The 25,724-nt window shown below is 67.5% G+C and carries 23 protein-coding genes and 4 pseudogenes; 19 read left to right on the top strand and 8 right to left on the bottom strand.

The genetic code is table 11. The features are described 5' to 3' along the window. Positions 1–65: 65 nt before the first annotated feature. Positions 66–683: a glutathione peroxidase gene (locus ACFJIX_RS09545; RefSeq protein ID WP_377159431.1), complete on the top strand. Its 618-nt coding sequence runs from the start codon at positions 66–68 to the stop codon at positions 681–683. A 575-nt stretch (positions 684–1,258) separates the two neighbouring features. Here ACFJIX_RS09545 and corA read toward each other — a convergent pair. Beyond that, entirely contained in the window at positions 1,259–2,248 is a 990-nt protein-coding gene (gene corA, locus ACFJIX_RS09540) for a magnesium/cobalt transporter CorA (RefSeq protein ID WP_067281145.1), read from the bottom strand. 741 nt (positions 2,249–2,989) lie between these two features. On the opposite strand from corA, the gene hpf reads away from it, so the two are divergent. The 3 genes from hpf to hprK all read left to right on the top strand — a co-directional run bounded on the left by hpf (position 2,990) and on the right by hprK (position 5,102). Beyond that, on the top strand, positions 2,990–3,331 hold the full coding sequence (gene hpf, locus ACFJIX_RS09535; protein WP_067281141.1) for a ribosome hibernation-promoting factor, HPF/YfiA family: 342 nt from the start codon (positions 2,990–2,992) through the stop codon (positions 3,329–3,331). Between the two features lie 288 nt (positions 3,332–3,619). Further along, on the top strand, positions 3,620–4,090 hold the full coding sequence (gene ptsN / locus ACFJIX_RS09530) for a PTS IIA-like nitrogen regulatory protein PtsN (RefSeq protein ID WP_067281138.1): 471 nt from the start codon (positions 3,620–3,622) through the stop codon (positions 4,088–4,090). 49 nt (positions 4,091–4,139) lie between these two features. Then, positions 4,140–5,102, top strand: coding sequence for an HPr(Ser) kinase/phosphatase (gene hprK, locus ACFJIX_RS09525; RefSeq protein ID WP_377159427.1), 963 nt, complete (start codon positions 4,140–4,142; stop codon positions 5,100–5,102). A 96-nt stretch (positions 5,103–5,198) separates the two neighbouring features. Here hprK and fur read toward each other — a convergent pair whose 3' ends face one another. Then, on the bottom strand, positions 5,199–5,630 hold the full coding sequence (gene fur, locus ACFJIX_RS09520; protein ID WP_377159425.1) for a ferric iron uptake transcriptional regulator: 432 nt from the start codon (positions 5,628–5,630) through the stop codon (positions 5,199–5,201). 83 nt (positions 5,631–5,713) lie between these two features. Between fur and ACFJIX_RS09515 the strand changes: the two genes are divergently transcribed. The 12 genes and pseudogenes from ACFJIX_RS09515 (at position 5,714) to ACFJIX_RS09460 (ending at position 16,369) form a co-directional block, all read left to right on the top strand. Next, positions 5,714–6,307 (top strand): outer membrane protein assembly factor BamE, encoded by a 594-nt coding sequence (locus ACFJIX_RS09515; RefSeq protein ID WP_377159423.1) that lies wholly within the window; start codon positions 5,714–5,716, stop codon positions 6,305–6,307. Then, positions 6,304–7,110 carry a 4-hydroxy-tetrahydrodipicolinate reductase gene (dapB, locus tag ACFJIX_RS09510; RefSeq protein ID WP_377159421.1) on the top strand — a complete coding sequence of 269 codons (807 nt, stop codon included), beginning with the start codon at positions 6,304–6,306 and terminating at the stop codon, positions 7,108–7,110. The genes ACFJIX_RS09515 and dapB overlap by 4 nt, the downstream gene beginning before the upstream one ends. Before the next feature lie 40 nt (positions 7,111–7,150). Then, positions 7,151–7,795 (top strand): MotA/TolQ/ExbB proton channel family protein, encoded by a 645-nt coding sequence (locus ACFJIX_RS09505; RefSeq protein ID WP_377159419.1) that lies wholly within the window; start codon positions 7,151–7,153, stop codon positions 7,793–7,795. A 25-nt stretch (positions 7,796–7,820) separates the two neighbouring features. Continuing rightward, a complete protein-coding gene (locus tag ACFJIX_RS09500; protein WP_377159417.1) occupies positions 7,821–8,291 on the top strand; it encodes an ExbD/TolR family protein in 471 nt (156 codons plus the stop codon). Positions 8,292–8,380: 89 nt separating this feature from the next. Then, positions 8,381–11,015: pseudogene (gene leuS, locus ACFJIX_RS09495) on the top strand (leucine--tRNA ligase). A 2-nt stretch (positions 11,016–11,017) separates the two neighbouring features. Continuing rightward, positions 11,018–11,518: an LPS assembly lipoprotein LptE gene (gene lptE / locus ACFJIX_RS09490; protein WP_377159415.1), complete on the top strand. Its 501-nt coding sequence runs from the start codon at positions 11,018–11,020 to the stop codon at positions 11,516–11,518. A 19-nt stretch (positions 11,519–11,537) separates the two neighbouring features. Beyond that, positions 11,538–12,607, top strand: a pseudogene (holA, locus tag ACFJIX_RS09485) (DNA polymerase III subunit delta). Between the two features lie 26 nt (positions 12,608–12,633). Then, a complete protein-coding gene (locus tag ACFJIX_RS09480) occupies positions 12,634–13,248 on the top strand; it encodes a methylamine utilization protein (RefSeq protein ID WP_377159413.1) in 615 nt (204 codons plus the stop codon). An 870-nt stretch (positions 13,249–14,118) separates the two neighbouring features. Then, positions 14,119–14,289 (top strand): annotated as a pseudogene (locus ACFJIX_RS09475) (hypothetical protein); the annotation flags it as partial. Between the two features lie 58 nt (positions 14,290–14,347). Then, on the top strand, positions 14,348–15,670 hold the full coding sequence (locus ACFJIX_RS09470) for a putative bifunctional diguanylate cyclase/phosphodiesterase (protein WP_377161698.1): 1,323 nt from the start codon (positions 14,348–14,350) through the stop codon (positions 15,668–15,670). Positions 15,671–15,896: 226 nt separating this feature from the next. Then, positions 15,897–16,073, top strand: a complete 177-nt coding sequence (locus tag ACFJIX_RS09465) for a hypothetical protein (RefSeq protein WP_377159411.1) — start codon at positions 15,897–15,899, stop codon at positions 16,071–16,073. Beyond that, entirely contained in the window at positions 16,070–16,369 is a 300-nt protein-coding gene (locus ACFJIX_RS09460; protein ID WP_377159409.1) for a type II toxin-antitoxin system RelE/ParE family toxin, read from the top strand. The genes ACFJIX_RS09465 and ACFJIX_RS09460 overlap by 4 nt, the downstream gene beginning before the upstream one ends. 16 nt (positions 16,370–16,385) lie before the next feature. Here the strand turns inward: ACFJIX_RS09460 and ACFJIX_RS09455 are convergent, their stop codons facing one another. Genes ACFJIX_RS09455 through ACFJIX_RS09435 form a run of 5 tightly spaced genes read right to left on the bottom strand, consistent with a single transcriptional unit; the run spans position 16,386 to position 21,191 of the window. Continuing rightward, positions 16,386–16,886, bottom strand: coding sequence for a CinA family protein (locus ACFJIX_RS09455; RefSeq protein WP_067281115.1), 501 nt, complete (start codon positions 16,884–16,886; stop codon positions 16,386–16,388). Between the two features lie 10 nt (positions 16,887–16,896). Beyond that, positions 16,897–17,418, bottom strand: coding sequence for a phosphatidylglycerophosphatase A (locus tag ACFJIX_RS09450; RefSeq protein ID WP_377159406.1), 522 nt, complete (start codon positions 17,416–17,418; stop codon positions 16,897–16,899). Next, entirely contained in the window at positions 17,415–18,389 is a 975-nt protein-coding gene (gene thiL / locus ACFJIX_RS09445; RefSeq protein ID WP_377161696.1) for a thiamine-phosphate kinase, read from the bottom strand. The genes ACFJIX_RS09450 and thiL overlap by 4 nt, the downstream gene beginning before the upstream one ends. A gap of 46 nt (positions 18,390–18,435) precedes the next feature. Further along, entirely contained in the window at positions 18,436–19,092 is a 657-nt protein-coding gene (locus ACFJIX_RS09440; protein ID WP_377159404.1) for a response regulator transcription factor, read from the bottom strand. After that, complete coding sequence (locus ACFJIX_RS09435; RefSeq protein ID WP_377159402.1) at positions 19,089–21,191, bottom strand: ATP-binding protein; 2,103 nt, start codon at positions 21,189–21,191, stop codon at positions 19,089–19,091. The genes ACFJIX_RS09440 and ACFJIX_RS09435 overlap by 4 nt, the downstream gene beginning before the upstream one ends. 317 nt (positions 21,192–21,508) lie before the next feature. Between ACFJIX_RS09435 and ACFJIX_RS09430 the strand changes: the two are divergent. The 3 genes and pseudogenes from ACFJIX_RS09430 (at position 21,509) to ACFJIX_RS09420 (ending at position 24,819) form a co-directional block, all read left to right on the top strand. Further along, positions 21,509–23,806, top strand: a pseudogene (locus tag ACFJIX_RS09430) (NADP-dependent malic enzyme). Positions 23,807–24,259: 453 nt separating this feature from the next. Next, on the top strand, positions 24,260–24,655 hold the full coding sequence (locus ACFJIX_RS09425) for a barstar family protein (protein WP_377159400.1): 396 nt from the start codon (positions 24,260–24,262) through the stop codon (positions 24,653–24,655). Positions 24,656–24,696: 41 nt separating this feature from the next. Then, positions 24,697–24,819 carry a hypothetical protein gene (locus ACFJIX_RS09420; protein ID WP_377159398.1) on the top strand — a complete coding sequence of 41 codons (123 nt, stop codon included), beginning with the start codon at positions 24,697–24,699 and terminating at the stop codon, positions 24,817–24,819. 121 nt (positions 24,820–24,940) lie between these two features. On the opposite strand, the gene rsmA is transcribed toward ACFJIX_RS09420, so the two are convergent. Then, the gene (rsmA, locus tag ACFJIX_RS09415; protein ID WP_377159396.1) at positions 24,941–25,714 is read right to left on the bottom strand and encodes a 16S rRNA (adenine(1518)-N(6)/adenine(1519)-N(6))-dimethyltransferase RsmA; all 774 of its coding nucleotides are present in this window, start codon (positions 25,712–25,714) and stop codon (positions 24,941–24,943) included. Between the last annotated feature and the right edge of the window lie 10 nt (positions 25,715–25,724).

The raw sequence follows: 25,724 nt of genomic DNA, 5'->3' as shown, positions 1-25,724 counted from the left end.
TCGCTTCTTACGCAGCGCCGCAGCCTTCGGACCATCCGGATTTACCGATCCCAGGAGATAACGACATGACCCAGTCCTTCGGTTCCTTCTTCAGGCGAGCCGCGCTCCTGCTGGCGCTGGTGTCGCCGTTCGCCGCGACGTCCGCCCACGCCGCGCCCGCGGCCGAGACGACTGCATCGAGCGCCTCGTGCCCCGAACTGCTCAACCGGCAGATGCCCCGCCTGCAGGACGAGAAGCCGCAGGCGCTGTGCCAGTACGCCGGCAAGGTCGTGCTGGTGGTCAACACGGCCAGCTTCTGCGGCTACACGCCGCAGTACAAGGCGCTGGAAGCGCTGTCCGCGCGCTATGCGGACAAGGGACTGGTGGTGCTCGGTTTTCCCTCCGGTGACTTCGGCAACCAGGAGTACGGCAGCAACAAGGAGATCGCCGAGTTCTGCGAGAACACCTTCAACGTGAAATTCCCGATGTTCAGCAAGAGCAACGTGGCCGCCGGAAAAGCCGATCTGAATCCGCTCTTCGCCGACCTGGCCAAGCGCACGGGTCAGGCGCCGAAGTGGAACTTCCACAAGTACTTGATCTCGCGCGACGGCAAGCAGGTCATGAGCTTCGCGTCCGGTGTGAGCCCCGACAGCACCCAGTTCACCCAGGCCGTGGAAAAGCTGGTCGCGCAACCGCAGAGATGAGTGCGCTGAGCCACTGAATCGGAAAACCTGCGCCTGCACCTCATTTTCTCTCGAAAAAACTGATCTCAGGGCGCGGGGTTGGGCAATCGGTGCGCCTGTAGCGAAGGCTCGTCATCACCCTGAAAACTGTCCCGGCTAGGCGGGACAACAGTGACAGTTGCTCACTTATTCGTTCATCGATGGGATGACATCGACGGCGATGCGCTGCACCATGACGGCTCGTTCAACACATCGCTGACGACAAACGCCAGTGCCAACAGCCGGTAGCAGCGGTCCCTTTGGGGACGCTTAAACGGGCCGGAAGGCGCAGCGGTTCAGGAGGGCATTCCGGGTTTCCACCGATCCCGGCAGCGATGGGAGTAAAGTCAACGCATCCACTTTCAGCCGCAAGACCTGCTTCCTCGTGAAGCTGCAATCCCGAGGCCTTTCTCCTCCTCCTCCCTCCCTCCCTCGTTGGCCAGGGGCGTCTTGAGGCTACTTTTATACCCAGGGCTTCCGCATCGCGGAGGCCCTTTGTATTTCTGCCTTGCAGACGCCTCCCTGGCTCGCAAGAGCCTGGGCGGACTAGGACGGGATCAGGCGAGCCAGCCCTTGCGGCGGAAGTAGATGAAGGGGGCGGTGACCGACGCGACCATCAGTCCGAGCGCGAAGACGTAGCCGTACTTCCAGTGGAGCTCCGGCATGCCGTCGAAGTTCATGCCGTAGACGCTGGCGATCAGCGTCGGAGGCAGCAGTGCCACGCTCGCGACCGAGAAGATCTTGATGATCTTGTTCTGGTTGATGTTGATGAAGCCGACCGTGGCGTCCATCAGGAAGTTGATCTTGTCGAAGAGGAAGGCCGTGTGCGAATCGAGCGAGTCGATGTCGCGCAGGATCTGCCGGGATTCTTCGAACTGCTCGGCGTTGAGCATGCGGCTGCGCATCATGAAGCTGACCGCGCGGCGCGTGTCCATCACGTTGCGCCGGATGCGGCCGTTCAGGTCTTCCTCGCGCGCGATGGCCGCGAGCACCGCGCCGGCCTCGGTGTCGTTGACGTCCTTCTTCAGCACGCGCGCGCTGACCTTCTCGAGGTTGTCGTAGATGCCCTCGAGCACGTCGGCGGAGTACTCCGCATCCGCGTCGTAGAGCTTGAGCAGCACGTCCTTGGCGTCCTCGATCAGGGCGGGGATGCGACGCGCGCGCAGGCGCAGCAGGCGGAACACCGGCAGATCCTCGTTGTGGACCGAGAACAGCACGTTGTTGAACAGGATGAAGGCCACGCGCACATTGCGCGGCGCCTCCATGTCGTCGATCAGGAAGTCGGAGCGGATGTGCAGCTCGCCGTTGTCCTCCTCGTAGAAGCGGGCGGACTCCTCCAGATCCTCGTCGACGATGTCCTCGGGGATCACCAGGCCGAAGCGTTCGCGGATCCAGTCCTTCTCCTCCGGCGTGGGCGACTCCAGGTCGACCCAGACCGGGTCACGACCGTCGTCCGTGCGCGCGAGCAGTTCGGCGGCGGTCGCGATCTCCTCCTGGACCATGCCTCCCTTGAGGCGGCCGTTGTCCAGCGTGAAAACATTGAGCATGCAGGTCCTTCGTCGGCGGTGACGCGCTCTGGCGAACGCGCAAGCCGGAGTGCGCGTTGACGGATCCTCGGATCGTCGCGGCGCAGGAAGTTGTCGGGGAGCGGGCGGCGCCGGGACAGCGGCGCGCGCGGAATGCAGGTCGAAGGTGGCCCGTCTCACTCCGGACAAGCGTCGCGGCGGCGTTGGCGCGGTGACGCTGAACGCTCAGGGGCTGCGGCGGATTGACGCTGGAGTGGATGGCCACCGAGGGTGGTCGCTGTCCAAGGGGAACTCCAGTAATCGGGACGCGGAATTATCACATCGCGCTCTCGGGAGCGGCAAGGAAGAGCGCCTCGGAGCGTCCGCCGCACAACACCCAGCATTCGAGCACGGACCTCGCCATGCCGCAAGGCGGGAATATTCGCCCCCAAACCTTGCTTTTGATCACTTGCCCGAGCCCCGGATCGGGAGCAGACTGGCCTCGTCTTCTTCATCGATGTCGCCTCAGAACCCGCATGCCATCGGCCCTCGCGGCCTTCCGGGTCCCTCGCGGACCGTTCATTCCGACGCCATCCTCTGATCCCCCCATCCGCTTCCCGCACGCTTCCGACTCCCTGTCGGCGGCGTGGCCTTCCACCCACATCGATTTCCCCACCGCCTCAAGGCACAAAGACCCCCAAGACCCTGAACCGCTCTTTTCCCGCGGCATCCGCCGCCGACTCCGACACCGTTTCCGACCAAGCCCTTGTGAAAGGAGGCTTTATGAACCTGACCATCAGCGGCCACCATCTCGAAGTGACACAGGCTCTGCGTGAGTACGTGCTGAACAAGTTGAGCCGGGTGATCCGGCACTTTGACCAGGTCGTGGACATCAACGTCCTGCTGACCGTGGAGAAGCAGAAGGAGAAGGATCGACGCCAACGCGCGGAAGTCACATTGCATGTGAAGGGACGGGAGATCTTCTGCGAGCACTCGCACGAGGACCTCTACGCGGCCATCGACGAGCTGATGGACAAGCTGGATCGGCAGGTCTGCCGCCACAAGGACCGTGTGCAGAACCATCATCATGAATCGGCCAAGCGCATGGACCTGAGCGCCGGATGACCGGCTCCCGGGTTCCCGCCACGGCCCACGCCGGGCGGTGAACCCACTCCGGACCCCGGGGATTTCCCGGGGTTCCGCCCGCAAGGCGGCCCGTCGGGCCGCCTTTTTGCCGAGAATTGTTGCAATGCAACACCAGGGACGACCTTTTCACAGGAGCGTCGCATCCGTCACACCCCCTGTCGGTAGCGGGATTCCTATAATCCTGTCCCTCAACCCTCGAATCTGCGCCCCGCTGGTGCGCAGCGCTGCTCTCCCAGCCCGCCGGTCGTCGTGACCGGCAAATGCCCGATGAACCGTCTCGCCGCCATCCTTCCTGCCAGCAACGTGCTGGTCGATGTGGACGCTTCCAGCAAAAAGCGGGTCTTCGAACACGCGGGGCTGCTCTTCGAGAACAACCATTCCATCTCCCGCGCCGCGGTCACGGACAACCTGTTCGCCCGCGAACGTCTGGGCTCGACCGGCCTGGGTCACGGCGTCGCGATCCCGCATGGCCGTATCAAGGGCCTGAAGAATCCGCTGGCCGCCGTGCTGCGCGTGCAGCAGCCGATCGGCTTCGACGCGCCGGACGACGAGCCGGTCACGCTGCTGATCTTCCTGCTGGTGCCCGAAGCGGCGACGCAGAGACACCTCGAGATCCTGTCCGAGATCGCCGAGATGCTGTCCGATCGCGAACTGCGGGAGCGCCTCAAGACCGAGCCCGAAGCCGCGACGGTGCATCGCCTGATCGCCGACTGGGAACCGCTGAAGTCGGTCGCCTGAGCGCCGACAGCCCTCCGACCCCTCACCGCCACGACCACGGCCGCCGAACTTGAAAGCCACCTCCATCAGCGCGGACCGGTTGTTCGAGGAGCACCGCGAGGCCCTGCGTTGGGAGTGGATCGCGGGACACGCGCATCCTGAGCGCCGCTTCGACGAAGCCGCGTTGCGCGACGCGCAGTCGGCCGCCGATCTGGTCGGCTACCTGAACTACATCCATCCGTACCGCGTGCAGATCGTGGGCCGACGCGAGGTCGGCTACCTGAGCCAGGCCTCGGGCGACGTGCTGGACCGTCGCATCGCGCGCATCGTCACGCTGGAACCGCCGGTGATCATCGTCGCCGACGATCAGGCGCCGCCGGACCGGCTGGTCGCGATGTGCGACCGCGCCGAGATCCCGCTGTTCACCACCGCCGAGAGCGCCGGCCACGTCATCGACCTGGTCCGCGCCTACCTCGCGCATGTCTGCGCCAACCGCACGACGCGGCACGGCGTGTTCATGGACATCCTCGGCCTGGGCGTGCTGCTGACCGGCGAGTCCGGCCTGGGCAAGAGCGAACTAGGCCTGGAGCTGATCAGCCGCGGCCACGGCCTGGTGGCGGACGACGCGGTGGACTTCTTCCGCATCGCGCAGACGGCGATCGAGGGCCGCTGCCCCGAGCTGCTGATGAACCTGCTCGAAGTCCGCGGCATCGGTCTGCTGGACATCAAGGCGATCTTCGGCGAGACGGCGGTGCGCCGGAAGATGCGCCTCAAGCTGATCGTCCACCTGGTCCGCAAGGAAACGATGGAGCGGGACTTCGAACGCCTGCCCTACGAGCCGCTGTACGAGGACGTGCTGGGCATGCCGGTGCGCAAGGTCGTGATCGCGGTGGATGCCGGTCGCAACCTGGCCGTGCTGGTCGAGGCCGCGGTACGCAACACCATCCTGCAGCTGCGCGGCATCGACACCTACCGCGAGTTCGTCGAGCGCCACCAGCGTGCGATCGAGCAGGGCCTCAACGACACGAACTGAGCCTCGATCCCCAGCGGATCAGGAAAGAGAAAGGGGCTCCATCGGAGCCCCTTGTCGTTGTCGTTGTCGGCGTCTTGATCGCCGACGTCGGACCGCTCAACGGGCCGTCTTGTTCGGACAGTCCTTCTTCACGCAGTTCGCGTACAGCGCGAGGGAGTGCTCCTGCAACTGGAAGCCGCGATCCATCGCGATGGCGTGCTGGCGTTCCTCGATCTGCGGATCGTAGAACTCCTCGACGAAGCCGCAGGTCAGGCACACGAGGTGGTCGTGGTGATGGCCCTCGTTGAGCTCGAACACCGCCTTGCCGGACTCGAAGTGATTGCGTGACAGCAAGCCCGCCTGCTCGAACTGCGTGAGCACGCGATAGACCGTCGCAAGACCGATGTCCGCGCGTTCATCGAGCAAAGCTTTGTAAACGTCCTCGGCGGTCATGTGCCGCTGTTGGGTCGTCTGGAAGATCTCGAGGATCTTGATGCGGGGCAAGGTGGCCTTGAGCCCGCTGTTCTTGATTTCGTCTGACCGGTTCATGGGGTTTGCGCCTGCGGAATAGCGTGGGTGCGTGCCGCTAGAATCCGTCGATCATAGCCCTAGCGCCTCGGCCGAGACGTGCCATGTCATTGAATTTCCGTATCCCCCGCATTGCACGCCGGAACGCCTCCGGCACCGCCGTGGCCGGCTTGGTTGTTGGTCTCCTGACGCTGGGCGGCTGCTCGCAGATGCCCAAGTTCGACGCGCTCTCCGTGAGCGGCGAGAAGGTGCTCGGCCTGGTCACGCCGTATCGCGTCGAGATCGTCCAGGGCAACGTCGTCACGAAGGAGCAGATTGCCGCGGTCAAGCCCGGCATGACCCGCGCCCAGGTGCGCGACGTCCTCGGCTCGCCGCTGCTGGCCGACGTCTTCCATGAATCCCGCTGGGACTACGTCTTCACGATCCGGCGCCAGGGTGCCGCACCGCAGAACCGCCACATCCTGCTGACCTTCAACGGCGATCAGCTGTCGAAGATCGACGCGCCGGACGACCTGCCGACCGAGAAGGAATTCATCGCGTCGATCAACACGCTGAAGGTCTCCGGCAAGGAGCCCCAGCTCGAACTGACGGAAGAGGAGCGCAAGGCGCTGCCCCCGCCGGTGCGCACCGCAGCGACCGCGACGCCGGAGCCGATCGGCCCGACGCGCGAGTACCCGCCGCTGGAGCCCCGCCGATGAGCCGTCTGCGGATCGCGATCACCGGCGCGTCCGGCCGCATGGGCCGGATGCTGGTCGAAGCGGTGCTGGCGGCGGACGACCTCGAACTGGCCGCCGCGCTCGATCGCGACGGCAGCCCCGCGCTGGGCCAGGACGCCGGCGCCTTCCTGGGTCAGACCACGGGCGTCGCGATCTCCAGCGACGTCAGGGCCGGCCTGGCCAAGGCCGATGTGCTGATCGACTTCACCCGTCCGGAAGGCACGATGGCTCACCTCGCGCTGTGCGCCGAGCTGGGCGTGCGGACCGTCATCGGCACCACCGGCTTCAGCCCGGACGAGAAGGCGAAGATCGGCGAGTTCGCGCAGCGCGCCGCCGTCATGATGGCGCCCAACATGAGCGTGGGCGTGAACGTGGTGCTCAAGCTGCTGCAGCAGGCGTCGAAGGCGCTGGCGCAGGGTTACGACATCGAGATCGTCGAGGCGCACCACCGCCACAAGGTCGACGCGCCCAGCGGCACCGCGCTGAAGATGGGCGAGGTCGTGGCCGAGGCGCTCGGCCGCGACCTGAAGACCTGCGCGGTCTATGGCCGCGAAGGCGTCACCGGCGAGCGCGATCCGTCGACGATCGGCTTCGCGACCGTGCGCGGTGGCGACGTGATCGGCGACCACACCGTGATGTACCTGGGCATCGGCGAGCGCATCGAGATCAGCCACAAGGCGTCGAGCCGCGCCACGTTCGCGCAGGGCAGCCTGCGCGCCGCGCGCTTCCTGGGCGAACGCAAGACCGGGCTGTTCGACATGAACGACGTGCTCGGCATCGCCTGACCCCGCACGCTGCCACGATCGGCGCCCGACCCGCGACGCGATGACCGAACTGATCCATCTCTGGCAAGCGGGCGACGGTGTCGCCCGTTTCGTTTCCCTGCTGCTGCTGACGCTGTCGGTGTGCAGCTGGGTCCTGATCTTCTGGCGCAGCTGGACGCTGGCCCGGGCGCGGACCGACCTCGGCCGCGGCCTGCCGGTGTTCTGGGCAGCGCCTGACGTCGGCCAGGGCCGTGACCAGCTCAAGACGCTCGATCGCGGCGCGTTGATGCTGCCGCTGATCGACGCCGCGATGCAGGACAGTGCGCCGGGCACGCTGGCGGCCTCCGCGCAGAAGACCTCGCAGCTGACGCGCCGCCTGCGCGATGCGCTGCACGCCGTGCTGAACGGCCTGAGCCGGGGCCAGATCGTGCTGGCGACCATCGGCGCCACCGCGCCCTTCGTCGGCCTGTTCGGCACCGTCTGGGGCATCTACCACGCGCTGATGAGCATCTCGTCCACGGGCAACTTCAGCCTCGACAAGGTTGCCAGCCCGGTCGGTGAAGCGCTGATCATGACCGCCGCCGGTCTGGCCGTGGCGATCCCGGCGGTGCTGGCCTACAACCTCTTCGGCAAGTGGGTCGCCGCCTGCGAGGCCGAGCTCGAAGGTTTCGCGCACGACCTGCGCGAGCTGGTCGGCGGCGCGTGAGCGCCCTTCCCGTCCGGACCGCGCGATGAAGTTCGGCCGCCTCGAACGCCGAGAAGCGCCCAAGCCGATGGGCGAGATCAACATGACGCCGCTGATCGACGTCATGCTGGTGCTGCTGGTGATCTTCATCATCGCCGCGCCGCTGATGGGCAGCGCGCTCAAGCTGGACCTGCCCAAGAGCGACGCGGCCTCGCCCGCGCCGGCTGCGAGCTTCATCGCGCTGGCGATCACGCCGGAAGGCGAGTACGTGCTCGGCGAGGACAAGCTCGATGCCAAGGCCATGCGCGAGCGCCTGGCGCAACTGGCCCAGCGCCAGCCCGATGCCGAGCTGCGCCTGAGCGCCGACCAGTCCGTGCCCTACGGCAAGGTCGCGCAACTGATCGGCTGGGCACAGAAGGCGGGCCTGAACCGGATCGCGTTCGTCGCCGAGAACGGCGAACCGGCCGACGGCGTCGAGCCTGCAAAAGGCGCCGCCGCGACTCCCCCGAAGCGCTGATCGTTCCCCCCGTGCGGTGGCCCTCCCACGGTGGATGGGGCGACCGTGCGCGGCCTCCTACAATCGACGGCTACGTTGCCCGAGCCACCATGAACGAGAAATACGCCCCCTCCGAGGTCGAACAGGCCGCCCGCGATCACTGGAACGCCCGCGACGCCTACCGCGTCGTCGAGGACGCGTCCAAGCCGAAGTTCTACGCCTGCTCCATGCTGCCCTACCCCAGCGGCAAGCTGCACATGGGCCACGTCCGCAACTACACGATCAACGACATGTTGACGCGTCAGCTGCGCATGAAGGGCTACAACGTGCTGATGCCGATGGGCTGGGACGCCTTCGGCCTGCCCGCGGAGAACGCGGCGATGAAGAACAAAGTGCCGCCGGCCGCGTGGACCTACGACAACATCGCGTACATGAAGTCGCAGATGCAGGCCATGGGCCTGGCGATCGACTGGTCGCGCGAGATCGCCACTTGCAAGCCCGACTACTACCGCTGGAACCAGTGGCTGTTCCTGAAGATGCTGGAAGCCGGCATTGCCGAGCGCCGCACGCAGGTCGTGAACTGGGACCCGATCGACCAGACCGTGCTGGCCAACGAGCAGGTCATCGACGGCAAGGGCTGGCGCTCGGGCGCGACGATCGAGAAGCGCGAGATCCCCGGCTACTACCTGAAGATCACCGACTACGCCGAGGAACTGCTGGCCGCGGTCGCCGATCCGTCGGACAAGAACTACCTGTCGGGCTGGCCCGAGCGCGTGCGCCTGATGCAGGAGAACTGGATCGGCAAGAGCGAGGGCGTGCGCTTCGCCTTCCCGCATGCGATCGCCGGCGACGACGGCCAGCCCATCCAGGGCGGCCTGCTCTACGTCTTCACGACGCGCGCCGACACGATCATGGGCGTGACCTTCTGCGCCGTCGCGCCGGAGCATCCGCTGGCCGCGCACGCGGCGAAGACGAATCCCGCGCTGGCCGCCTTCATCGAGGAATGCCAGCAGGGCGGCACGACCGAGGCCGAACTGGCCACGCAGGACAAGAAGGGCCTGGCGACCGGCCTCTTCGTGACGCACCCGCTGACCGGGGAGCAGGTCGAGGTCTGGGTCGGCAACTACGTGCTGATGAGCTACGGCGACGGCGCCGTGATGGGCGTGCCGGCGCATGACGAGCGCGACTTCGCCTTCGCGAAGAAGTACGGCATCGCGATCAAGCAGGTCGTGGCGGTGGGCGACGAGGCCTACTCGACCGACGCCTGGGCCGAGTGGTACGGCGACAAGCAGCGCGGCGTGTGCATCAACTCCGGCGCGCTGGACGGCCTGACGCACAAGCAGGCGGTGGACAAGGTGGCCGAGCTGGTGGGCAGCAAGGGCCTGGGCGAGAAGAAGACGACCTGGCGCCTGCGCGACTGGGGTGTGAGCCGCCAGCGCTACTGGGGCACGCCGATCCCGATCATCCATTGCGACAGCTGCGGCGCGGTACCCGTCCCCGAGAAGGACCTGCCCGTCGTGCTGCCCGAGGACTGCATCCCCGACGGCAGCGGCAACCCGCTGAACAAGCGCGCCGACTTCCTGGACTGCAGCTGCCCAAAGTGCGGCGCCGCGGCCAAGCGCGAGACGGACACGATGGACACCTTCGTGGACAGCTCGTGGTACTTCATGCGCTACTGCGACGCGACCAACCCGGAGAAGATGGTCGCCGACGGCACCGACTACTCGGATGCCGATGGACCAGTACATCGGCGGCATCGAGCACGCGATCCTGCACCTGCTGTACGCGCGCTTCTGGACCAAGGTCATGCGTGACCTGAAGCTGATCAAGTTCAGCGAACCCTTCACCAACCTGCTGACGCAGGGCATGGTGTTGAAGGGCGCGTTCTTCCGCAAGCCGGAAGACGCCGGCAAGCACTACTACTGGGAACACGAGGTCGACGTCACCCGCAACGAGCACGGCGTGCCGACCGGCGGCACGCTGAAGGCCGACGGCAAGCCGCTCGAGTACGAGATGACGACGATGTCGAAGTCGAAGAACAACGGCGTCGACCCGCAGGCCCTGATCGACGAGTACGGCGCCGACACGGCCCGCCTGTTCGTGATGTTCGCGTCGCCGCCGGAGCAGACGCTCGAGTGGAATGATGCCGGCGTCGAGGGCGCGCACCGCTTCCTGAAACGCGTGTGGGGCTTCGGCACGAAGCACGCCGACGCGATCAAGACCGGCGGCGTCGACTTCGCCGCGCTGAGCGACGACGGCAAGGCGCTGCGCCGCGAAGTCCACCTGGTGCTGAAGCAGGTCTCGTACGACTACGAGCGCATGCAGTACAACACCGTGGTCTCGGGCGCGATGAAGCTGCTGAACGCGCTGGAAGGCTTCAAGGCCGAGGGCCAGTCGGCCGCGGTGCGCGAAGGCTTCTCGGTGCTGCTGCGCGTGATCTACCCGGCCTGCCCGCACATCGCGCACGCGCTGTGGACCGAGCTCGGCTTCGCTGCCGAGCTGGGTGAGCTGCTGGACGCTGCCTGGCCGCAGGTCGACGAGTCGGCACTGGTGCAGGACCAGATCGAGCTGATGCTGCAGGTCAACGGCAAGCTGCGCGGCGCGATCAAGGTGGCGGCCTCGGCCGACAAGGCCGCGATCGAAGCCATCGCGCTGGCCAGCCCGGACTTCGAGAAATTCGCGGAAGGCAAGGCGCCCAAGAAGGTCGTCATCGTGCCCGGCCGTCTCGTCAACGTGGTGGTCTGAGCATGAAGCGCCGCGATCTGCTGTCGTTCGGTTCCTTGGCCGCCGCCGCCCTGCTCTCGGGCTGCGGCTTCGAGCTGCGCAAGGAACCGGTCTATCACTTCAAGACGCTGGCGCTGACCGGCTTCATCCCGCATTCGCCGCTGGCGCAGGAACTGCGTCGGCAGGTGCAGCGCAGCACGGTGCGCCTGGTCGAGGACCCGAACCGCGCGGACGTGATCATCGACGCCGAGCGCGAGATCCGCGACAAGACCTCGGTGGCGACGACCGCGGCCGGGCAGATCACGGAATGGCAGCTGCGGCTGTCGCTGGACTACTCGCTGCGCACGGCGGGCGGGGACATCCTGCTGCCGCGCACCGAGCTGCGGCTCACGCGCGACATGAACTACAGCGAAAGCGCGGCGCTGGCCAAGGAGCAGGAAGAGGCGTCGCTGCAGAAGGCGATGCAGGTGGAGGCCGTGGGACTGCTGCTGCGTCGTCTGGCGGCGGTGCACCTGCCCAACTGAACCCGGACGGACCGCGCGCATGCAGATCAAGGGCGAAGCGCTCGCCGGCCATCTGGCGAAAGGGCTCAAGCCGGTGTACGTCGTGCATGGCGACGAGCCGCTGCTCGCGCAGGAGGCCGCCGACACGCTGCGCGCCGAGGCGCGCAAGCAGGGCTACAGCGAGCGTCAGGTCTTCATCGTCAGCGGCGCGCACTTCGACTGGGCCTCGGTGATCGCGGCGTCGCAGGCGATGAGCCTGTTCGCCGACAAGCAGCTCATCGAGATCCGCATCCCCGGCGGCAAGCCGGGCAAGGACGGCTCGGACGCGTTGCAGCGGTATGTCGACGGTTTGCCGCCGGACGTGCTGACGCTGGTGACGCTGCCGCGCCTGGACAAGACCCAGATGAGCAGCGCCTGGTTCACGGCGCTGGACAGCGCCGGCGTGTCGGTGAAGGTCGACCCGGTCGAGCGGCGCGAGCTGCCCGCCTGGATCGCCCCGGCGGCTGCAGCAGCAGGGGCAGCCGGTGGCGGCCGGCCCGGACGGCCAGCGCGCGCTGGAATTCTTCGCCGATCGCGTCGAGGGCAACCTGCTCGCCGCGCATCAGGAGCTTCAGAAACTCGCGCTGCTGCACCCGGCGGGCGAGCTCAGCCTGCAGCAGATCGAGGCGGCGGTCCTCGACGTGGCCCGTTTCGATGTCTTCAAGCTCAGCGAAGCCTTGCTGAGCGGCAAGGTGGGTCGGGTGTTGCGCATGCTCGACGGCCTGAAGGCCGAGGGCGAGGCCGCGGTGCTGGTGCACTGGACCATGGCCGAGGACATCCGCGGCCTGAAGCGCGTCCACGACGCGGTGGCCGCGGGCAAGCCGCTGCCGATGGCCTTGCGGGAGTCCCGCATCTGGGGGGCCGAAGGAGCGCCTCTTCGAACGCATCGTGCCGCAGTTGCACGGCGCGGCGCTGACGCGGCTGGTCGTGGCGGCGCAGATCTGCGACGGCATCGTCAAGGGGCTGCGCCACCCGGAATGGCCCACCGATCCGTGGGAAGCGCTGGGGCGATTGGCCCTGATGCTGGAGCAAGCCCTGCGCCCGCCAGCACAGAAAACCCGCTATGGTTGACGCTTGTCTTCCCTCTCGCGTTGCTGATGAGCCCCTCCCGCTCCGCCCTCTCGTCGATTGCAGCCGCGGCACTGGCGGGCGCACTGATGAGCGCCACGGCCGCCCACGCGGCGGACTGGACGATCCAGGTCCGTGACGCCGGTGGCGCACCGGTGCCGAACGCGGCCGTCGCCGTCGAACTGAAGGGCCAGCCGGCCAGGCCCGCGACCGGTGTGACGGCCGAAATGTCCCAGCGGGACCGCCAGTTCCAGCCCCAGCTGCTGGTGGTGCAGACCGGCACGGCGGTGAACTTCCCCGACTTCGACACCGTCCGGCACCACGTCTATTCGTTCTCGCCGACGAAGAAGTTCGAGCTCAAGCTGTACTCGGGCACGCCGTCGGAGCCGGTGGTCTTCGACAAGGCCGGCGTGGCGCAACTGGGCTGCAACATCCATGACCGGATGAGCGCGCACATCGTGGTCGTCGACACGCCGGTGTTCGGCATCACGGACGCCAGGGGCGAGGTCAGGCTGAACCTGCCGGCGGGCGATCACCGCCTGCGTCTGTGGGCGACGCGCCTGGGCAACGCCGCGCCGACCGCGCAACCCTTGACGGTGGGCGCGGGGGCGGCGGGCGTGCTGAAGGTCGAGCTGAAGGACTGACGTCGAGATGCGCTGGCCGGACTTCCTCAACCTGCGGCGGCTGGAAGGGCGCATCGTCGCGTTGTTCCTGGCCTTGCTGCTGGTGGTCCAGGTGCTGAACCTCACGCTCATCAACGAAGGCATCGGTCGCAACGCGCGGGCCTCGGTGGCCGAGGAGCTCGAGGCCAGCGAGCGCATCCTGATCCAGTTGATCGACGAGGACAACGAGCAGCGGGGCCTGGTGGCCGACCTGCTGCAGTCCGACCACGGCCTGCGCGAGGCGGTCGCGCAGGGCCTGCAGGGCGAGGAACTGCGCGCCACGCTGCAGGACGTGTTCACCAACCTGAGCGAGCGCGGCGACGCCGCCTTCATCGGTTATGCCAGCGACGCCTTCGAGCTGGTGACGGCCACCGACCCGATCGCACGCCGGATCGCGCCGCTGCTGCGCGGGGTGACGCGGCAGCAGCAGGGGCGCACCCAAAGCCAGCTGCTGCTGCTCGACGGCAAGGCCTATCAGGTGGTCGTCGCGCGCATGCGGGCGGCGGGGCTGGGTGGCTGGATCTTCACCGGCTTCGAGATGAAGAACGAGCAGCTGGAGGAGCTCAAGCGGATCGTTCACATCCAGGGCGTGCTGCTCACGCAGGCCGCGCCGGGGCAGTGGCAGGTGCTGTCGAGCGTGCTGGATCCCGCGGCGACGGCGCGCGCGGTGCAGGCGATGCCGGCGCTCGCGACGGCGGAGCGCGCCACGCACACCTTCCATCTGGAACTCGACGGCGAACAGTTCCAGGCACGCCTGCAGCCTCTGGCACACGGCGGCGACATGGAGAAGACCGTCGCGGTACTGCTGCTGCGCTCGGTTGACGAGGCGGTGGCGCCCTACCGCCGTCTGCAATGGATGCTGCTGGGCGTCAGCCTGGCCGGGGTGGTGCTGTTCGCGATCGGCGCGGTGCTGACCGCACGACGCATCAGCGGCCCGGTGAAGGCTCTGGCGAGCGCGGCGCACCGGCTCGGCCAGGGGACTACGCGCAACCCGTGGAGCGCCCCTCGCGCGACGAGATCGGCGATCTGGCCGAGGCTTTCGAAGCGATGCGCCAGGGCATCCGGGGCGCGCGAGGAAGAGGTGAACCGCCTCGCCTTCTGGGACCCGCTGACCGACCTGCCCAATCGGGAGCAGTTCCAGCAGGCCCTCGCGAGACGGATGGCGGACAGCGACGTGCGCTTCTCGCTGCTGATGCTGAACCTGGATCGCTTCAAGCATGTCAACGACGTGCTGGGGCGCCCCTTCGGCGACCGGCTGCTGCGCGCGGTGGCGGATCGGCTGCAGCACCTGTTGAAGGATGAGGTGAGCCTGATCGCGCGGGTGGGCGGCGACGAGTTCCTGCTGCTGATCGAGGGCGCCGGCGCGACCCGGGCCGAGGCGATCTGCAAGCGCATCCAGCGCGACTTCGAACGGGCCCTGAGCATCGACGATCAGACGGTGGATCTGTCTGCGGGGATGGGCGTGGCGCTGTACCCGCAGCACGGGCGCGACCCGATGCTGCTGCTGGCACGCGCGGAGCTGGCGATGCACGCGGCCAAGCGCGGCCAGAGCGGCTGCGAGGTCTATGCACCGAGCATGGATGCGGCCAGCCAGGAATCGCTGTCGCTGCTGAGCGAGTTGCGGCATGCGATCGACGCCGGTGAACTGCGCTTGTTCCTGCAGCCGAAGGTGGATCTGCACGGCCAGAAGATCTCGGGCGCGGAGGCGCTGGTGCGGTGGCAGCATCCGACGCGCGGCCTGGTGCCGCCGATGGAATTCATCCCGTTCGCCGAGCAGACGGGCTTCATCCGCCAGATCACCGCGTGGGTGCTGCATGCCTCGGCGCAGGCGTGGATGGCCTTGCAACGGGATGGCCTCGCGTTGCCGATCAGCGTGAACCTGTCGACACGCGACCTGATGGACCAGGACCTGCCGATCAAGGTGGCGGACCTGGTGGCGGGCGTGCCGCCGCCGGCGCTGTGCCTGGAGATCACCGAGTCCGCGATCATGGACGATCCGCAGCGCGCGCTGCAGACCCTCGAACAGTTGCACGCGCTCGGGTTCAAGCTGTCGATCGACGACTTCGGGACGGGGTACTCGTCGCTGGCGTATCTGAAGCAGCTGTCGGTGGACGAGCTGAAGATCGACCGCAGCTTCGTGATGAACATGGAGCGCGACATCGACGACGCGAAGATCGTGCGCTCGACGATCGAGCTGGCGCACAACCTGGGGCTGACGGTGGTGGCCGAGGGGCTGGAGACGGCCAAGCAATGGACGCTGCTTCAGACGCTGGGCTGCGACCAGGGACAGGGCTACTACCTGTCGCGGCCGATGCCGGCGGAGAAGTTCGCCGATTGGCTCCGCGGCTGGCAGCCGCCGGACCTGGGAGACGCGAGAGCGAACACCATTCTGGCGGGGTTGTGAGGGGGACAGGTCTTGCCTTGGATGACCGTCGGCCATCGGTGACCCACTCACTCTTGCGAGTCAATTCCTCCACTTTGCTCCCGCCGATTGGGAATGCGATCTCCCCCTCTGAAGCGATTTCTTTCCTCAGGACTCAACGAGATGATTCACGCAGATTTGGGACCCGAACTGGAGGCCATCGTGCTGGATCTGATCGAGAGCGGGAAAGTACTCGTCGCGCACGGAGGTGCTGCGCGACAGCGTGGCGCTGCGGGGGTGGCGTGAGGCCAAGCTCAAGGAGTTTTCGGACTCCATCACGCGGGGCAAGGCGATCGCCGCTGCAGGCGGCGGCAAGCCTGCCGATGAGGTCTTCGACCGCCTGAGTGCGAAGTACAAGGCCATGTCCGAGGCCGCTCGAAAATGATCGTCCGCCTCCTGCCGGAGGCGGAAGATGATCTGGAGTCCATCGGCGACTACATCGCCCGCGACGATCCTCGACGAGCTGTTTCGTTCGTCGCTGAACTTCGCCTGAAAGTGCATGGCTTGCAGACCATGGCCGAAGCATTTCCTTATGCGAGGATTCCCGAGCATCCTGACCTCCGACGTCGGACCTATCGCAGTTACGGCATCTTCTATACCGTTGACGCAATTGCGAAGCTCGTCCACGTGCAAAGAATCCTGCATCTGTCCCGAGACGTCCTCGGGATCTTCCGTGCATGAGCCTGATCGACGCCTGTCAGGAATCTCTGTCCTCAAGGGCATCACACAGCGCCTCAAGCCCCGCGCGCACGGTCTGCGCGCGCACCGCATGCCGGTCGCCGGTGAAGTGCTCCTTCCACACGCGCACGCGCTGGCGGCCGTGCATCAGCGCCAGCCACACCGTCCCGACCGGCTTGTTCTCGGTACCGCCGCCCGGTCCGGCCACGCCGGTCACCGCGATCGCCCAGTCGATCGGCGCGTGCGCCACCAGCCCGCGCGCCATCTGCTCGGCCACTTCTCCGCTCACCGCGCCGTGCAGGGTGATCAGCGCCGCCGGCACGCCGAGCAGTTCCGTCTTCGCCTGGTTGGTGTAGCTCACCACGCCGCGCTCGAACCACTGGCTCGATCCCGCCAGACTCGTGCATGCCGCCGCGATCAGCCCGCCGGTGCAGGACTCCGCGGTGCCCATGCGCTCCTTGCGCTGGATCAGCGCCAGGGCGATGCGTTCGATCAGTTCGGATTCGTCGGGAAACAGCATGGGGATCTCCTCATTGCAGCAACGCCCTCGCGCCGGCCAACACCACAAGCGTACATCCGGCCGCCACGAGATCGTCGAACAGGATGCCGAAGCCTTGCCACACCGTCACCGGCTGTCCGGGTTCGATCTTGAACAGCGCGTCGGCCCAGCGCACCGGCCCCGGCTTCGCCGCGTCGAAGAAGCGGAACACACCGAACGCCGCCAGCTGCCACCAGAAGCCCGCCGGCATGATCAGCCACAGCACGAGCCAGATCGCGACGATCTCGTCCCACACGACCGAGCCCGGATCGCAGGTCCGCAGGTTCCGCGCGGTGACCGTCGAGGCCCACCAGCCGATCGGGATGCTCGCGGCGATCACCACGCCCCACAGCAGCGGCGTCAGCCACAGGTTCAGGATCGCGAACGCGGCCCAGCCCCACAGCGTGCCCACGGTGCCCGGCGCCTTCGGCGCCAGGCCGCTGCCGAAACCCATCGCGATCCAGTGCGCGGGGTGCCTCGCCATAAAGCCGAAAGTCGGACGCACCGCGCTCATGATTTGAAGTGGTCGAAACTCTGCAGCATGCCCTGCAGTGGCCGGCCCGCGCCATCGACGACGCGCAGGCCGGGTTCTTCGTCGATGCGGCCGATGCGGTACACCGGCGTGCCGGACGCGCGCCCCGCATCGAGCACGCGCTCGCGCGCCTCCGACGGCGCGGTGAAGACAAGTTCGTAATCGTCGCCACCGCTCAGCAGGCACAGCTGCTGGATGTCCTCCGGCATCGCGCCCAGCACCGCCGAGCGCGGCAGGTCCGCGAGCCGCAGCGTCGCGCCGACGTTGGAGCGCTTCAACACATGGCCGATGTCGCCGGCCAGCCCGTCCGAGACGTCCACGGCGCTCGTCGCGATCCCGCGCAGCGCGCGGCCGAGCGCGACACGCGGCTCGGGCATTTCCATCCGCAGGCGGGCTTCGTCGAACTGCGCCGCGCTCAGCGACAGCGTCCCCCGGAACACCTCCAGCGCCAGCCGCGCATCGCCGAGCGTGCCGCTGACCCAGACGTCGTCGCCCACCTGCGCGCCCGAGCGCAGCAGCGCCTGGCCAGCCGGCACTTCGCCCATCGCGGTGATGTTGATGTTGAGCGGCCCCGCCGTCGTGTCGCCGCCGGCGAGCACGATGTGATGCGCGTCCGCGAGCTCGAACAGCCCCTGCGCGAAGCCCGCCAGGAAGGTCTCGTCGACGCGCGGCAGCGCCAGCGACAGGAGAAAGGCCTTCGGCGTCGCGCCGCAGGCCGCGAGGTCGCTGAGGTTCACCGCCAGCGCCTTGTGGCCGAGCCGCCGCGGCGACACCGTCGACAGGAAGTGCCGGCCCTCGACCAGCATGTCCGCCGTCACCAGCCAGTGATGGCCCGCCGACGGCGTCAGCACCGCGCAGTCGTCGCCGATGCCCAACGTCACCGCGCCCCCCTCGGTCCGGCCGGCGCGCCCCGTGCGGCCGAAGAAGCGGTCGATCAGGTCGAACTCGCCCAGCGGCCGGCCGTCCCGGCGCCCGCCCGCACCCGATGCGTCAGAAGAATCACCCATGGGCGGCATTGTCGCCGCGCAGCAGGTTGGACAGTTCGACCGCGGACTTCACATCCATCTTCTCGAAGACCCGCGCGCGATGGACCTCCACCGTGCGCACGCTGATGTTGAGCTGGTCCGCGATCAGCTTGTTGGGCAGGCCTTGGACGACCAGCTGCATCACCTCGCGTTCGCGCTCGGTCAGGTCGCCGACGCGATGGCCAAGAGCCAGCTTCGCGTCGCGCGCGGAGATCGCCTCCGCGCTCTGCGCGAGCGCATGCTCGACGCGGTCCACCAGCGCGTTGTCCGAGAAGGGCTTCTCGACGAAGTCGTAGGCGCCCTGCTTCACCGCCGCGACCGCCGTCGGCACGTCGCCATGGCCGGTCAGGAAGATCACCGGCAGCGTCTCCAGCAGGCCGCGTTCGATGAGCCGCTCGAACAGCGCCAGGCCGCTCATCCCGGGCATCCGCACGTCCAGCAGCAGGCAGCTCGGCGCCGACGGCCAGTCGCGCCCGCTGCGCGGCAGGCCGTCCAGCATCGACTCGAAGGCCTCGGCGCTGCCGAAGCCTTCGGACAACAGCCGCCGCGAGCGCAGCAGCCAGGCGAGCGCGTCGCGCACCACTTCCTCGTCGTCGACGAGGTAGACCATCGGCAGGGACTGCGGCTTCATGCGGACGACTCTCCAGATCCAGTGACGGGGAAGCGCTCGGTCCCGGACTTCAGGGCCGAACCAGGCGCATCCTCGCACGGCAGGCTGAATCGGAACTCGGTCCCGGTCGGCGACGCGGGCGCGACGCGGCTTTCGAAATCCATGGCGCCGCCGTGCTGCTCCACGACCGTGCGGCACAGGCTCAGGCCCAGGCCCATGCCCTCGGTCCGGGTCGTGAAGAACGGCGTGAACAGCTGGCGCGCCACTTCCGGCGGAATGCCGGGCCCGCGGTCGATCACCGCGAAGCTCAGCCAGCGCGGCTGCAGCCGTTTCACCTGGATGATCAACGTCCGGTCGGCCAGCGGCGTCGGACCGTCCATCGCCTGGATCGCATTGCGGGTGAGGTTCAGCAGCACCTGCTCGACCATCGTCCGGTCGCAGCGCACGCGCGGCAGGCCCTTGGCCAGGTCCATCTCGATGCGCGCGCCGCTCTTGCGCGCCTGCAGCCGGATCAGCGGCAGCACCGCGTCCAGCAGCTGCTCCACGTTCACCCATTCCCGGGCCGCCTCGCGGCGACGGACGAAGTCGTGCACGCTCTTGATGACGCGGCCGGCGCGCTCGGCCTGCTCGGCGATGCGCGTCACGGCCTGGCGCACCATCGCCGGCGTCTGGGGATCGTCGGCCTCGCGCACCATCAGGTTGATCGAGGCCGTCGCGTAGCTCGCGATCGCCGCCAGCGGCTGGTTCAGCTCGTGGCTCAGCAGCGAGGCCATCTCGCCCACCGTCGCCAGCCGCGCCGTCGCCTGCAGCCGGTCCGACTGCTGACGCGACAGCTCCTCGACCTTGCGCTGCGCGCTCAGGTCCAGCACCGCGCTCATCCAGCCGGTCTGCTGGCCTTCGGCGTTCAGCAGCGGCGCCTCGTAGATCATCACCGGGAAACGCTCGCCCGTGCTGCGGGCGAAGACCGTCTCGAAGCCCTCGCGCGGCGGCAGCCCGGCTTCCCAGCGCGCCTCGCGGTCGTGGTGCCGGCGCCAGTATTCATCGGTGAACTCCGGCGGCCAGTACGGCGGCGCGTGCGGCGGACGGCCGGTGTTGACCACCTCCTCCGCCGGGTAGCCAACCATCGCGCAGAACGCCGGATTCACGTAGCTGATGTTGCCGTCCAGGTCGCGCGCGCGCAGTCCCGTGATCAGCGAGCTCTCCATCGCCTGCCGGAAGGCCAGCGACTCCGCCAGCGCATGTTCCGCCTGCGCGCGCTTGCGGGTGTCGCGCGCCAGGATGATGACCAGCGCGAACAGCGCCATGGACAGGCCGAGCACCAGCGCCGTCGCCAGGTTCGGGATCAGCTGCGGCCGCCCGGTCGCGTTGTCGACGCGCAGTTGGAGGCTCAGGCCGGGCAGGTCGAGCAGACGCTCCGACAGGTAGAAGCCGCTGCCGCGCGTCAGGCCGGTGCGCGCCAGGCGCGTGCCGTCGCCCTCGACGAAGGACATCTCGAAGCGGCGCGCCTGGTCCTGCGAGATCGACTCCTCCAGCAGCGGCCGCAGGCCCATCGTCGCGACGACGTAGGAGCGCGGCTCCCCGGCGCGCACGCGCGGCAGGCAGAGGTCGGCGACCTCCATGCCGTCGCCGCCCGGACCCGGCACGAAGTACGAGCGCGAGAACAGCGGCGTGCCCTGCCGAAGCGCGGCAATGCAGGCGAGTTCGGTCTCGATCTGCAGCTGCTCGCGTGCCAGGATGGAGAACAGCGGCGGCGCGTAAGGCGAGTCGACCGCGCGACGGACCTGGCGCTCGGAGTCGCGCAGCTCGATGCGCAGCAGCACGCGCGTCTGGCGCAGCTGCGCGGCGGCGTTGCCGCGCCAGTCGTCGTCCTCGGCCCACATGAGGCCCTGCAGCCCTTGCAGGTCGCGACCGATCAGCTGCTTGGCGCGCGCGGTCACCTCGGCCGCCGCCAGGTCCGACGCCTCCTGGGCGCGCGCCGCTTCATGGCTCAAGGTCAGCGACAGCAGCAGCGACTGCGCGATCAGCAGCAGCGCGACCAGCGTCCCCCACAGCAAGGCGCGACGCCAGCGCCGCGGCCGGGCGCCCGGTGCCGACGGGGTGAAGGGAGCGGCGGGCCGCATGATGGTCGGAGCAGGCAAGCGGATCGAAGGGACGTCGAAAGGGAAGTCGGCACGTGACGCGTGAACGCAGCGTGAAAGGCGATTGAAAGGATCGCCCGGGCGCACTGCGCCAAGCGCCTGGCAAGTGTCTCGCGCGCGTGCGGGGCAGGCAGTATGGCGCGCCGGAGGCCCCTGGCGATGCGCAGTTTCGCGTATGTGCCTGCGGCCCTCCCGACATGCAGCATACGCATAGTCCGCACTGCCGCCGTCGGGGCGGACTCCTACAATCGCCGACCCGGCCCACGACGGCGGACCGGTTTCAACCAGAAGAGTCCCCCATGTCCACGTCCGAAGAAAAACGTGCGCAGTTGCGCCAGGCCGCTCTCGAATATCACGAGTTCCCGACCCCCGGGAAGATCGCCATCGCGGCCACCAAGCAGCTGATCAACCAGCGTGACCTGGCCCTGGCGTACTCGCCGGGCGTGGCCGCCGCGTGCGAGGAGATCGTCGCCGACCCCGCCAACGCGTTCCGCTACACCTCGCGCGGCAATCTGGTCGCGGTGATCTCCAACGGCACCGCCGTGCTGGGCCTGGGCGACATCGGACCGCTGGCCTCCAAGCCGGTCATGGAAGGCAAGGGCGTCCTGTTCAAGAAATTCGCCGGCATCGACGTCTTCGACCTCGAGATCGACGAGAAGCACAACCTCGACAAGCTGGTCGACGTGATCGCCGCGCTGGAGCCCACCTTCGGCGGCATCAACCTCGAGGACATCAAGGCGCCGGACTGCTTCTACGTCGAGCGCGAGCTGCGCAAGCGGATGAAGATCCCCGTCTTCCACGACGACCAGCACGGCACCGCCATCGTGGTCGCCGCCGGCCTGCTCAACGGCCTGAAGGTCGCGGGCAAGGACATCAAGTCGGTGAAGCTGGTGACCTCGGGCGCCGGCGCCGCCGCCCTCGCCTGCCTGAACCTGCTGGTCAAGCTGGGGCTGCCGCGCGAGAACATCTGGGTGACCGACCTGGCCGGCGTCGTCTATGAAGGCCGCACCGAGCTGATGGATCCGGACAAAGCCATCTACGCCCAGCCCACCGAGCAGCGCAGCCTGCGCGACGTGATCGCCGGCGCGGACATCTTCCTGGGTCTGTCGGCGGGCGGCGTGCTCAAGCAGGACATGGTCGCGTCGATGGCGGCCACGCCGATCATCTTCGCCCTGGCCAACCCGAATCCCGAGATCCAGCCGGAGGACGTCCACGCGATCCGCAACGACGCGCTGATGGCCACGGGCCGGGACGGACTATCCGAACCAGGTCAACAACGTCCTGTGCTTCCCCTACATCTTCCGCGGCGCCCTGGACTGCGGCGCGACGACGATCAACGATGAGATGGAGATCGCCGCCGTCCATGCGATCGCCGAGCTCGCGCAGGCGGAGCAGAGCGAAGTCGTCGCCGCCGCGTATGCGGGCGCGAACCTGAGCTTCGGCCCCGAGTACCTGATCCCGAAGCCCTTCGACCCGCGCCTGATGATGAAGATCGCTCCGGCGGTCGCGCTGGCGGCGGAAGCCTCGGGTGTCGCGCTGCGTCCGATCGCCGACATGCCGGCCTACCTGGAGAAGTTGCAGAGCTTCGTCTACGCCTCCGGCACGACGATGAAGCCGATCTTCCAGATCGCGAAGAAGGCCAAGCACAAGCGCGTGGCCTACGCCGAAGGCGAAGAGGAACGCGTGCTGCGCGCCGTGCAGATCGTCATCGACGAGGGCATCGCCCGCCCGACGCTGATCGGCCGTCCGCAGGTCATCGCGCAACGCTGCGAGCGCTTCGGCCTGCGCCTGCAAGAAGGTCGCGACTACGACGTGGTGAACACCGAGTTCGACCACCGCTACCGCGACTACTGGCAGACCTACCTCGAGATGACCGAGCGCAAGGGCGTGACCCAGCAGCTCGCCAAGATCGAGATGCGCCGCCGCCTGACGCTGATCGGCGCCATGATGCTGCACAAGGGGAAGTCGACGGGATGCTCTGCGGCACCTGGAGCAATACCGCGATGCACCTGCAGTACATCGACCAGGTCATCGGCAAGCGCCCCGGCGTCAAGACCTTCGCCTGCATGAACGGGTTGATCCTGCCGGGCCGTCAGGTCATGCTGGTCGACACGCACGTCAACTACGACCCGACCGCCGAGCAGATCGCCGAGATCACGCAGATGGCGGCCGAGGAAATGATGCGCTTCGGCCTGCGTCCGAAGGCGGCGCTGCTGTCGCACAGCAATTTCGGCTCGAGCAACTGCCCGTCCGCGGTCAAGATGCGCGACGCGCTGGCGCTGATCAAGGAGCAGGCGCCCTGGCTGGAGGCCGACGGCGAGATGCACGGCGACGCCGCGCTCGACCCGCACTACCGCGACCAGCTGGTCTCCAAGAGCACGCTGACGGGCGAAGCCAACCTGCTGGTCATGCCCAACATCGACGCCGCGAACATCAGCTACAACCTGCTGAAGACGGCCGCCGGCGGCGGCATCGCCATCGGGCCGGTGCTGCTGGGCGCGGCCAAGCCGGTCCATGTGCTCACGCCGTCCGCCACCGTCCGCCGCATCGTGAACATGACGGCCCTGACCGTCGCGGACGCGAACGCGGCCCGTTGAGATCCTGACGGATTCCTTCGGAAATCCAGTCCCGCGCGGTCTCGCGTCCCTGCCCGGACGCGCGCCCGGCGACCGAAGAATATTCGGTCGCCGGGACCCTCACGCCCCTGGACGGGGCCCGCAGAGGGCCTTTAAACCCGACCTGCGACCCGGCCTATATAAAAAGTTTGTAGCGGCTCACCAGTCAATTTCTGGCGGATGACTACCAGCGCTGGCTGAGTAAAGACCGAATGTGTGCGCACGCTCACAGTGCCGCTTTTTAGGGCATTCAGGGAGCCCCCCGGCTTGAGCATTCGGGTCCGTTTCTGTACCATCTCGGTTTCAGAGTTCAGGGTTAACCCTCTCTGACCCCACCCATGCCACCGACGATCGCAGGCTCCCCAGCGGGTTCTGTCCGGGGCCACGGCGAGGGTTGGACATGAACTCGGAACCCCATCTAGGAGGAACGCGACAATGCTTTTGCAGACAGTCCGTCCCAACATCGTGCAGGCGATCAGAGCCTACCGGGTCGAGGACTTGATGCAGGCCGCGCAGGACGCCGGCCAACACTTCCTGTACGCCGACCTGGCTCCAGCGGAGACCAAACAGGACGTGCTGGAATTGATTGCCAGCAATTTCCTGTTCCCGGCGCACTTCGGGAAGAACATGGAAGCGCTGTACGACTGCATGACCAATCTGGTCCACAAGTCGGGCACGCAACCGGGTTTCGTCGTGGTGCTGGACCAGTTGCCGGACCATGCGAAGTTCGACCGTGAGGCGCGCGAGCAGTTGCTCGACGTCTTCCGCGAGGCGGCCGATTTCTGGGCCGAGCGGAAAGTCTCATTCCGGTGTTTCTATTCTTTTCAGTAGCCCGCTCCCAAGAACAAGGGTCATGGGAGCGGGCGACTGAGGTGGCCCCCGAAGCGAAGCCGGTGCTCAAGAGCACCAAGGCGAATCCGAATCCGAACTTCGGCATGAACATGCCGATGATGTGCAGTGCCTTCGATACGTCCATGTGGCTCAGCGCCGCGTGATGGATTGAAGAACGACTGACCCTCGGGTCCGATGCAGAAGGCCTTCCGGCGACGGAAGGCCTTTTTGTTTGAGCCATCGAATCGCACGAACCGCGTGGAATCGCGTGGAGTCGCGACGAGCTCAGCCCTGGACAGCCAGCGCCAGCGCGACGAACTCCGCCACCGGCACTTCCTCGGCGCGGCGCTGCAGGTTGAACTCGCCCTGGAAGCCGCGGGCTTCCAGCCACTTGCCGAGCGAATGCCGCAGCAGCTTGCGGCGCTGCGAGAAGGCCGACGCGACCAGCTCGCTCAGCAGCGCCTCGTCGATCTGGGCCGGCGCCGACAGCGGCACCATGCGCACGATCGCGGAGTCGACCCGCGGCGGCGGATCGAAGGCTTCCGGCGGCACGTCGAACAGCGCCTCGACGTCGTAACGCCACTGCAGCATGACGCTCAGTCGGCCGTAGTCCTTGCCGCCCGGGCTGGCGGCCATGCGGTCGACGACTTCCTTCTGTAGCATGAAGGTCTGGTCGACCACGTGGTCCACGAAGCCCAGCAGGTGGAACAGGATCGGCGACGAGATGTTGTACGGCAGGTTGCCGACGACCTTCAGCTTGCGGCCGCGCTCGGCGGCCAGCGCGGCGAAGTCGACCTTCAGCACGTCAGACTCGATGACCGTCACGTCGCCGCGCTTGCGCATGCGGGCGGCGAGATCACGATCGAGCTCGATGACGGTCAACGGCCGGCTGGACGCCGGCAGGCGCTGCAGCAACGGCAGCGTCATCGCGCCCAGGCCCGGGCCGATCTCGACCATGGCCTGGTCCTCGCCGGGCGCGATCGCATCGACGATGCCATCGATGATGGCCTTGTCGGTCAGGAAGTGCTGGCCGAAGCGCTTGCGCGCGACATGTCCCATGAACTCAGTC

The sequence above is a fragment of the Roseateles sp. UC29_93 genome (assembly GCF_042695725.1).
GTDB lineage: Bacteria > Pseudomonadota > Gammaproteobacteria > Burkholderiales > Burkholderiaceae_C > Roseateles > Roseateles noduli_A.
This window is presented reverse-complemented; position numbering and strand designations above follow the sequence as displayed.

Excerpts from the sequence above, each read along its gene's own strand:
- ACFJIX_RS09545 (WP_377159431.1), top strand. The coding sequence starts at position 66 with ATGACCCAGTCCTTCGGTTCCTTCTTCAGGCGAGCCGCGCTCCTGCTG.
- corA (WP_067281145.1), bottom strand. The coding sequence starts at position 2,248 with ATGCTCAATGTTTTCACGCTGGACAACGGCCGCCTCAAGGGAGGCATG.
- hpf (WP_067281141.1), top strand. The coding sequence starts at position 2,990 with ATGAACCTGACCATCAGCGGCCACCATCTCGAAGTGACACAGGCTCTG.
- ptsN (WP_067281138.1), top strand. The coding sequence starts at position 3,620 with ATGAACCGTCTCGCCGCCATCCTTCCTGCCAGCAACGTGCTGGTCGAT.
- fur (WP_377159425.1), bottom strand. The coding sequence starts at position 5,630 with ATGAACCGGTCAGACGAAATCAAGAACAGCGGGCTCAAGGCCACCTTG.
- ACFJIX_RS09515 (WP_377159423.1), top strand. The coding sequence starts at position 5,714 with ATGTCATTGAATTTCCGTATCCCCCGCATTGCACGCCGGAACGCCTCC.
- dapB (WP_377159421.1), top strand. The coding sequence starts at position 6,304 with ATGAGCCGTCTGCGGATCGCGATCACCGGCGCGTCCGGCCGCATGGGC.
- ACFJIX_RS09505 (WP_377159419.1), top strand. The coding sequence starts at position 7,151 with ATGACCGAACTGATCCATCTCTGGCAAGCGGGCGACGGTGTCGCCCGT.
- ACFJIX_RS09500 (WP_377159417.1), top strand. The coding sequence starts at position 7,821 with ATGAAGTTCGGCCGCCTCGAACGCCGAGAAGCGCCCAAGCCGATGGGC.
- lptE (WP_377159415.1), top strand. The coding sequence starts at position 11,018 with ATGAAGCGCCGCGATCTGCTGTCGTTCGGTTCCTTGGCCGCCGCCGCC.
- ACFJIX_RS09480 (WP_377159413.1), top strand. The coding sequence starts at position 12,634 with ATGAGCCCCTCCCGCTCCGCCCTCTCGTCGATTGCAGCCGCGGCACTG.
- ACFJIX_RS09460 (WP_377159409.1), top strand. The coding sequence starts at position 16,070 with ATGATCGTCCGCCTCCTGCCGGAGGCGGAAGATGATCTGGAGTCCATC.
- ACFJIX_RS09455 (WP_067281115.1), bottom strand. The coding sequence starts at position 16,886 with ATGCTGTTTCCCGACGAATCCGAACTGATCGAACGCATCGCCCTGGCG.
- ACFJIX_RS09450 (WP_377159406.1), bottom strand. The coding sequence starts at position 17,418 with ATGAGCGCGGTGCGTCCGACTTTCGGCTTTATGGCGAGGCACCCCGCG.
- ACFJIX_RS09440 (WP_377159404.1), bottom strand. The coding sequence starts at position 19,092 with ATGAAGCCGCAGTCCCTGCCGATGGTCTACCTCGTCGACGACGAGGAA.
- ACFJIX_RS09435 (WP_377159402.1), bottom strand. The coding sequence starts at position 21,191 with ATGCGGCCCGCCGCTCCCTTCACCCCGTCGGCACCGGGCGCCCGGCCG.
- ACFJIX_RS09425 (WP_377159400.1), top strand. The coding sequence starts at position 24,260 with ATGCTTTTGCAGACAGTCCGTCCCAACATCGTGCAGGCGATCAGAGCC.
- rsmA (WP_377159396.1), bottom strand. The coding sequence starts at position 25,714 with ATGGGACATGTCGCGCGCAAGCGCTTCGGCCAGCACTTCCTGACCGAC.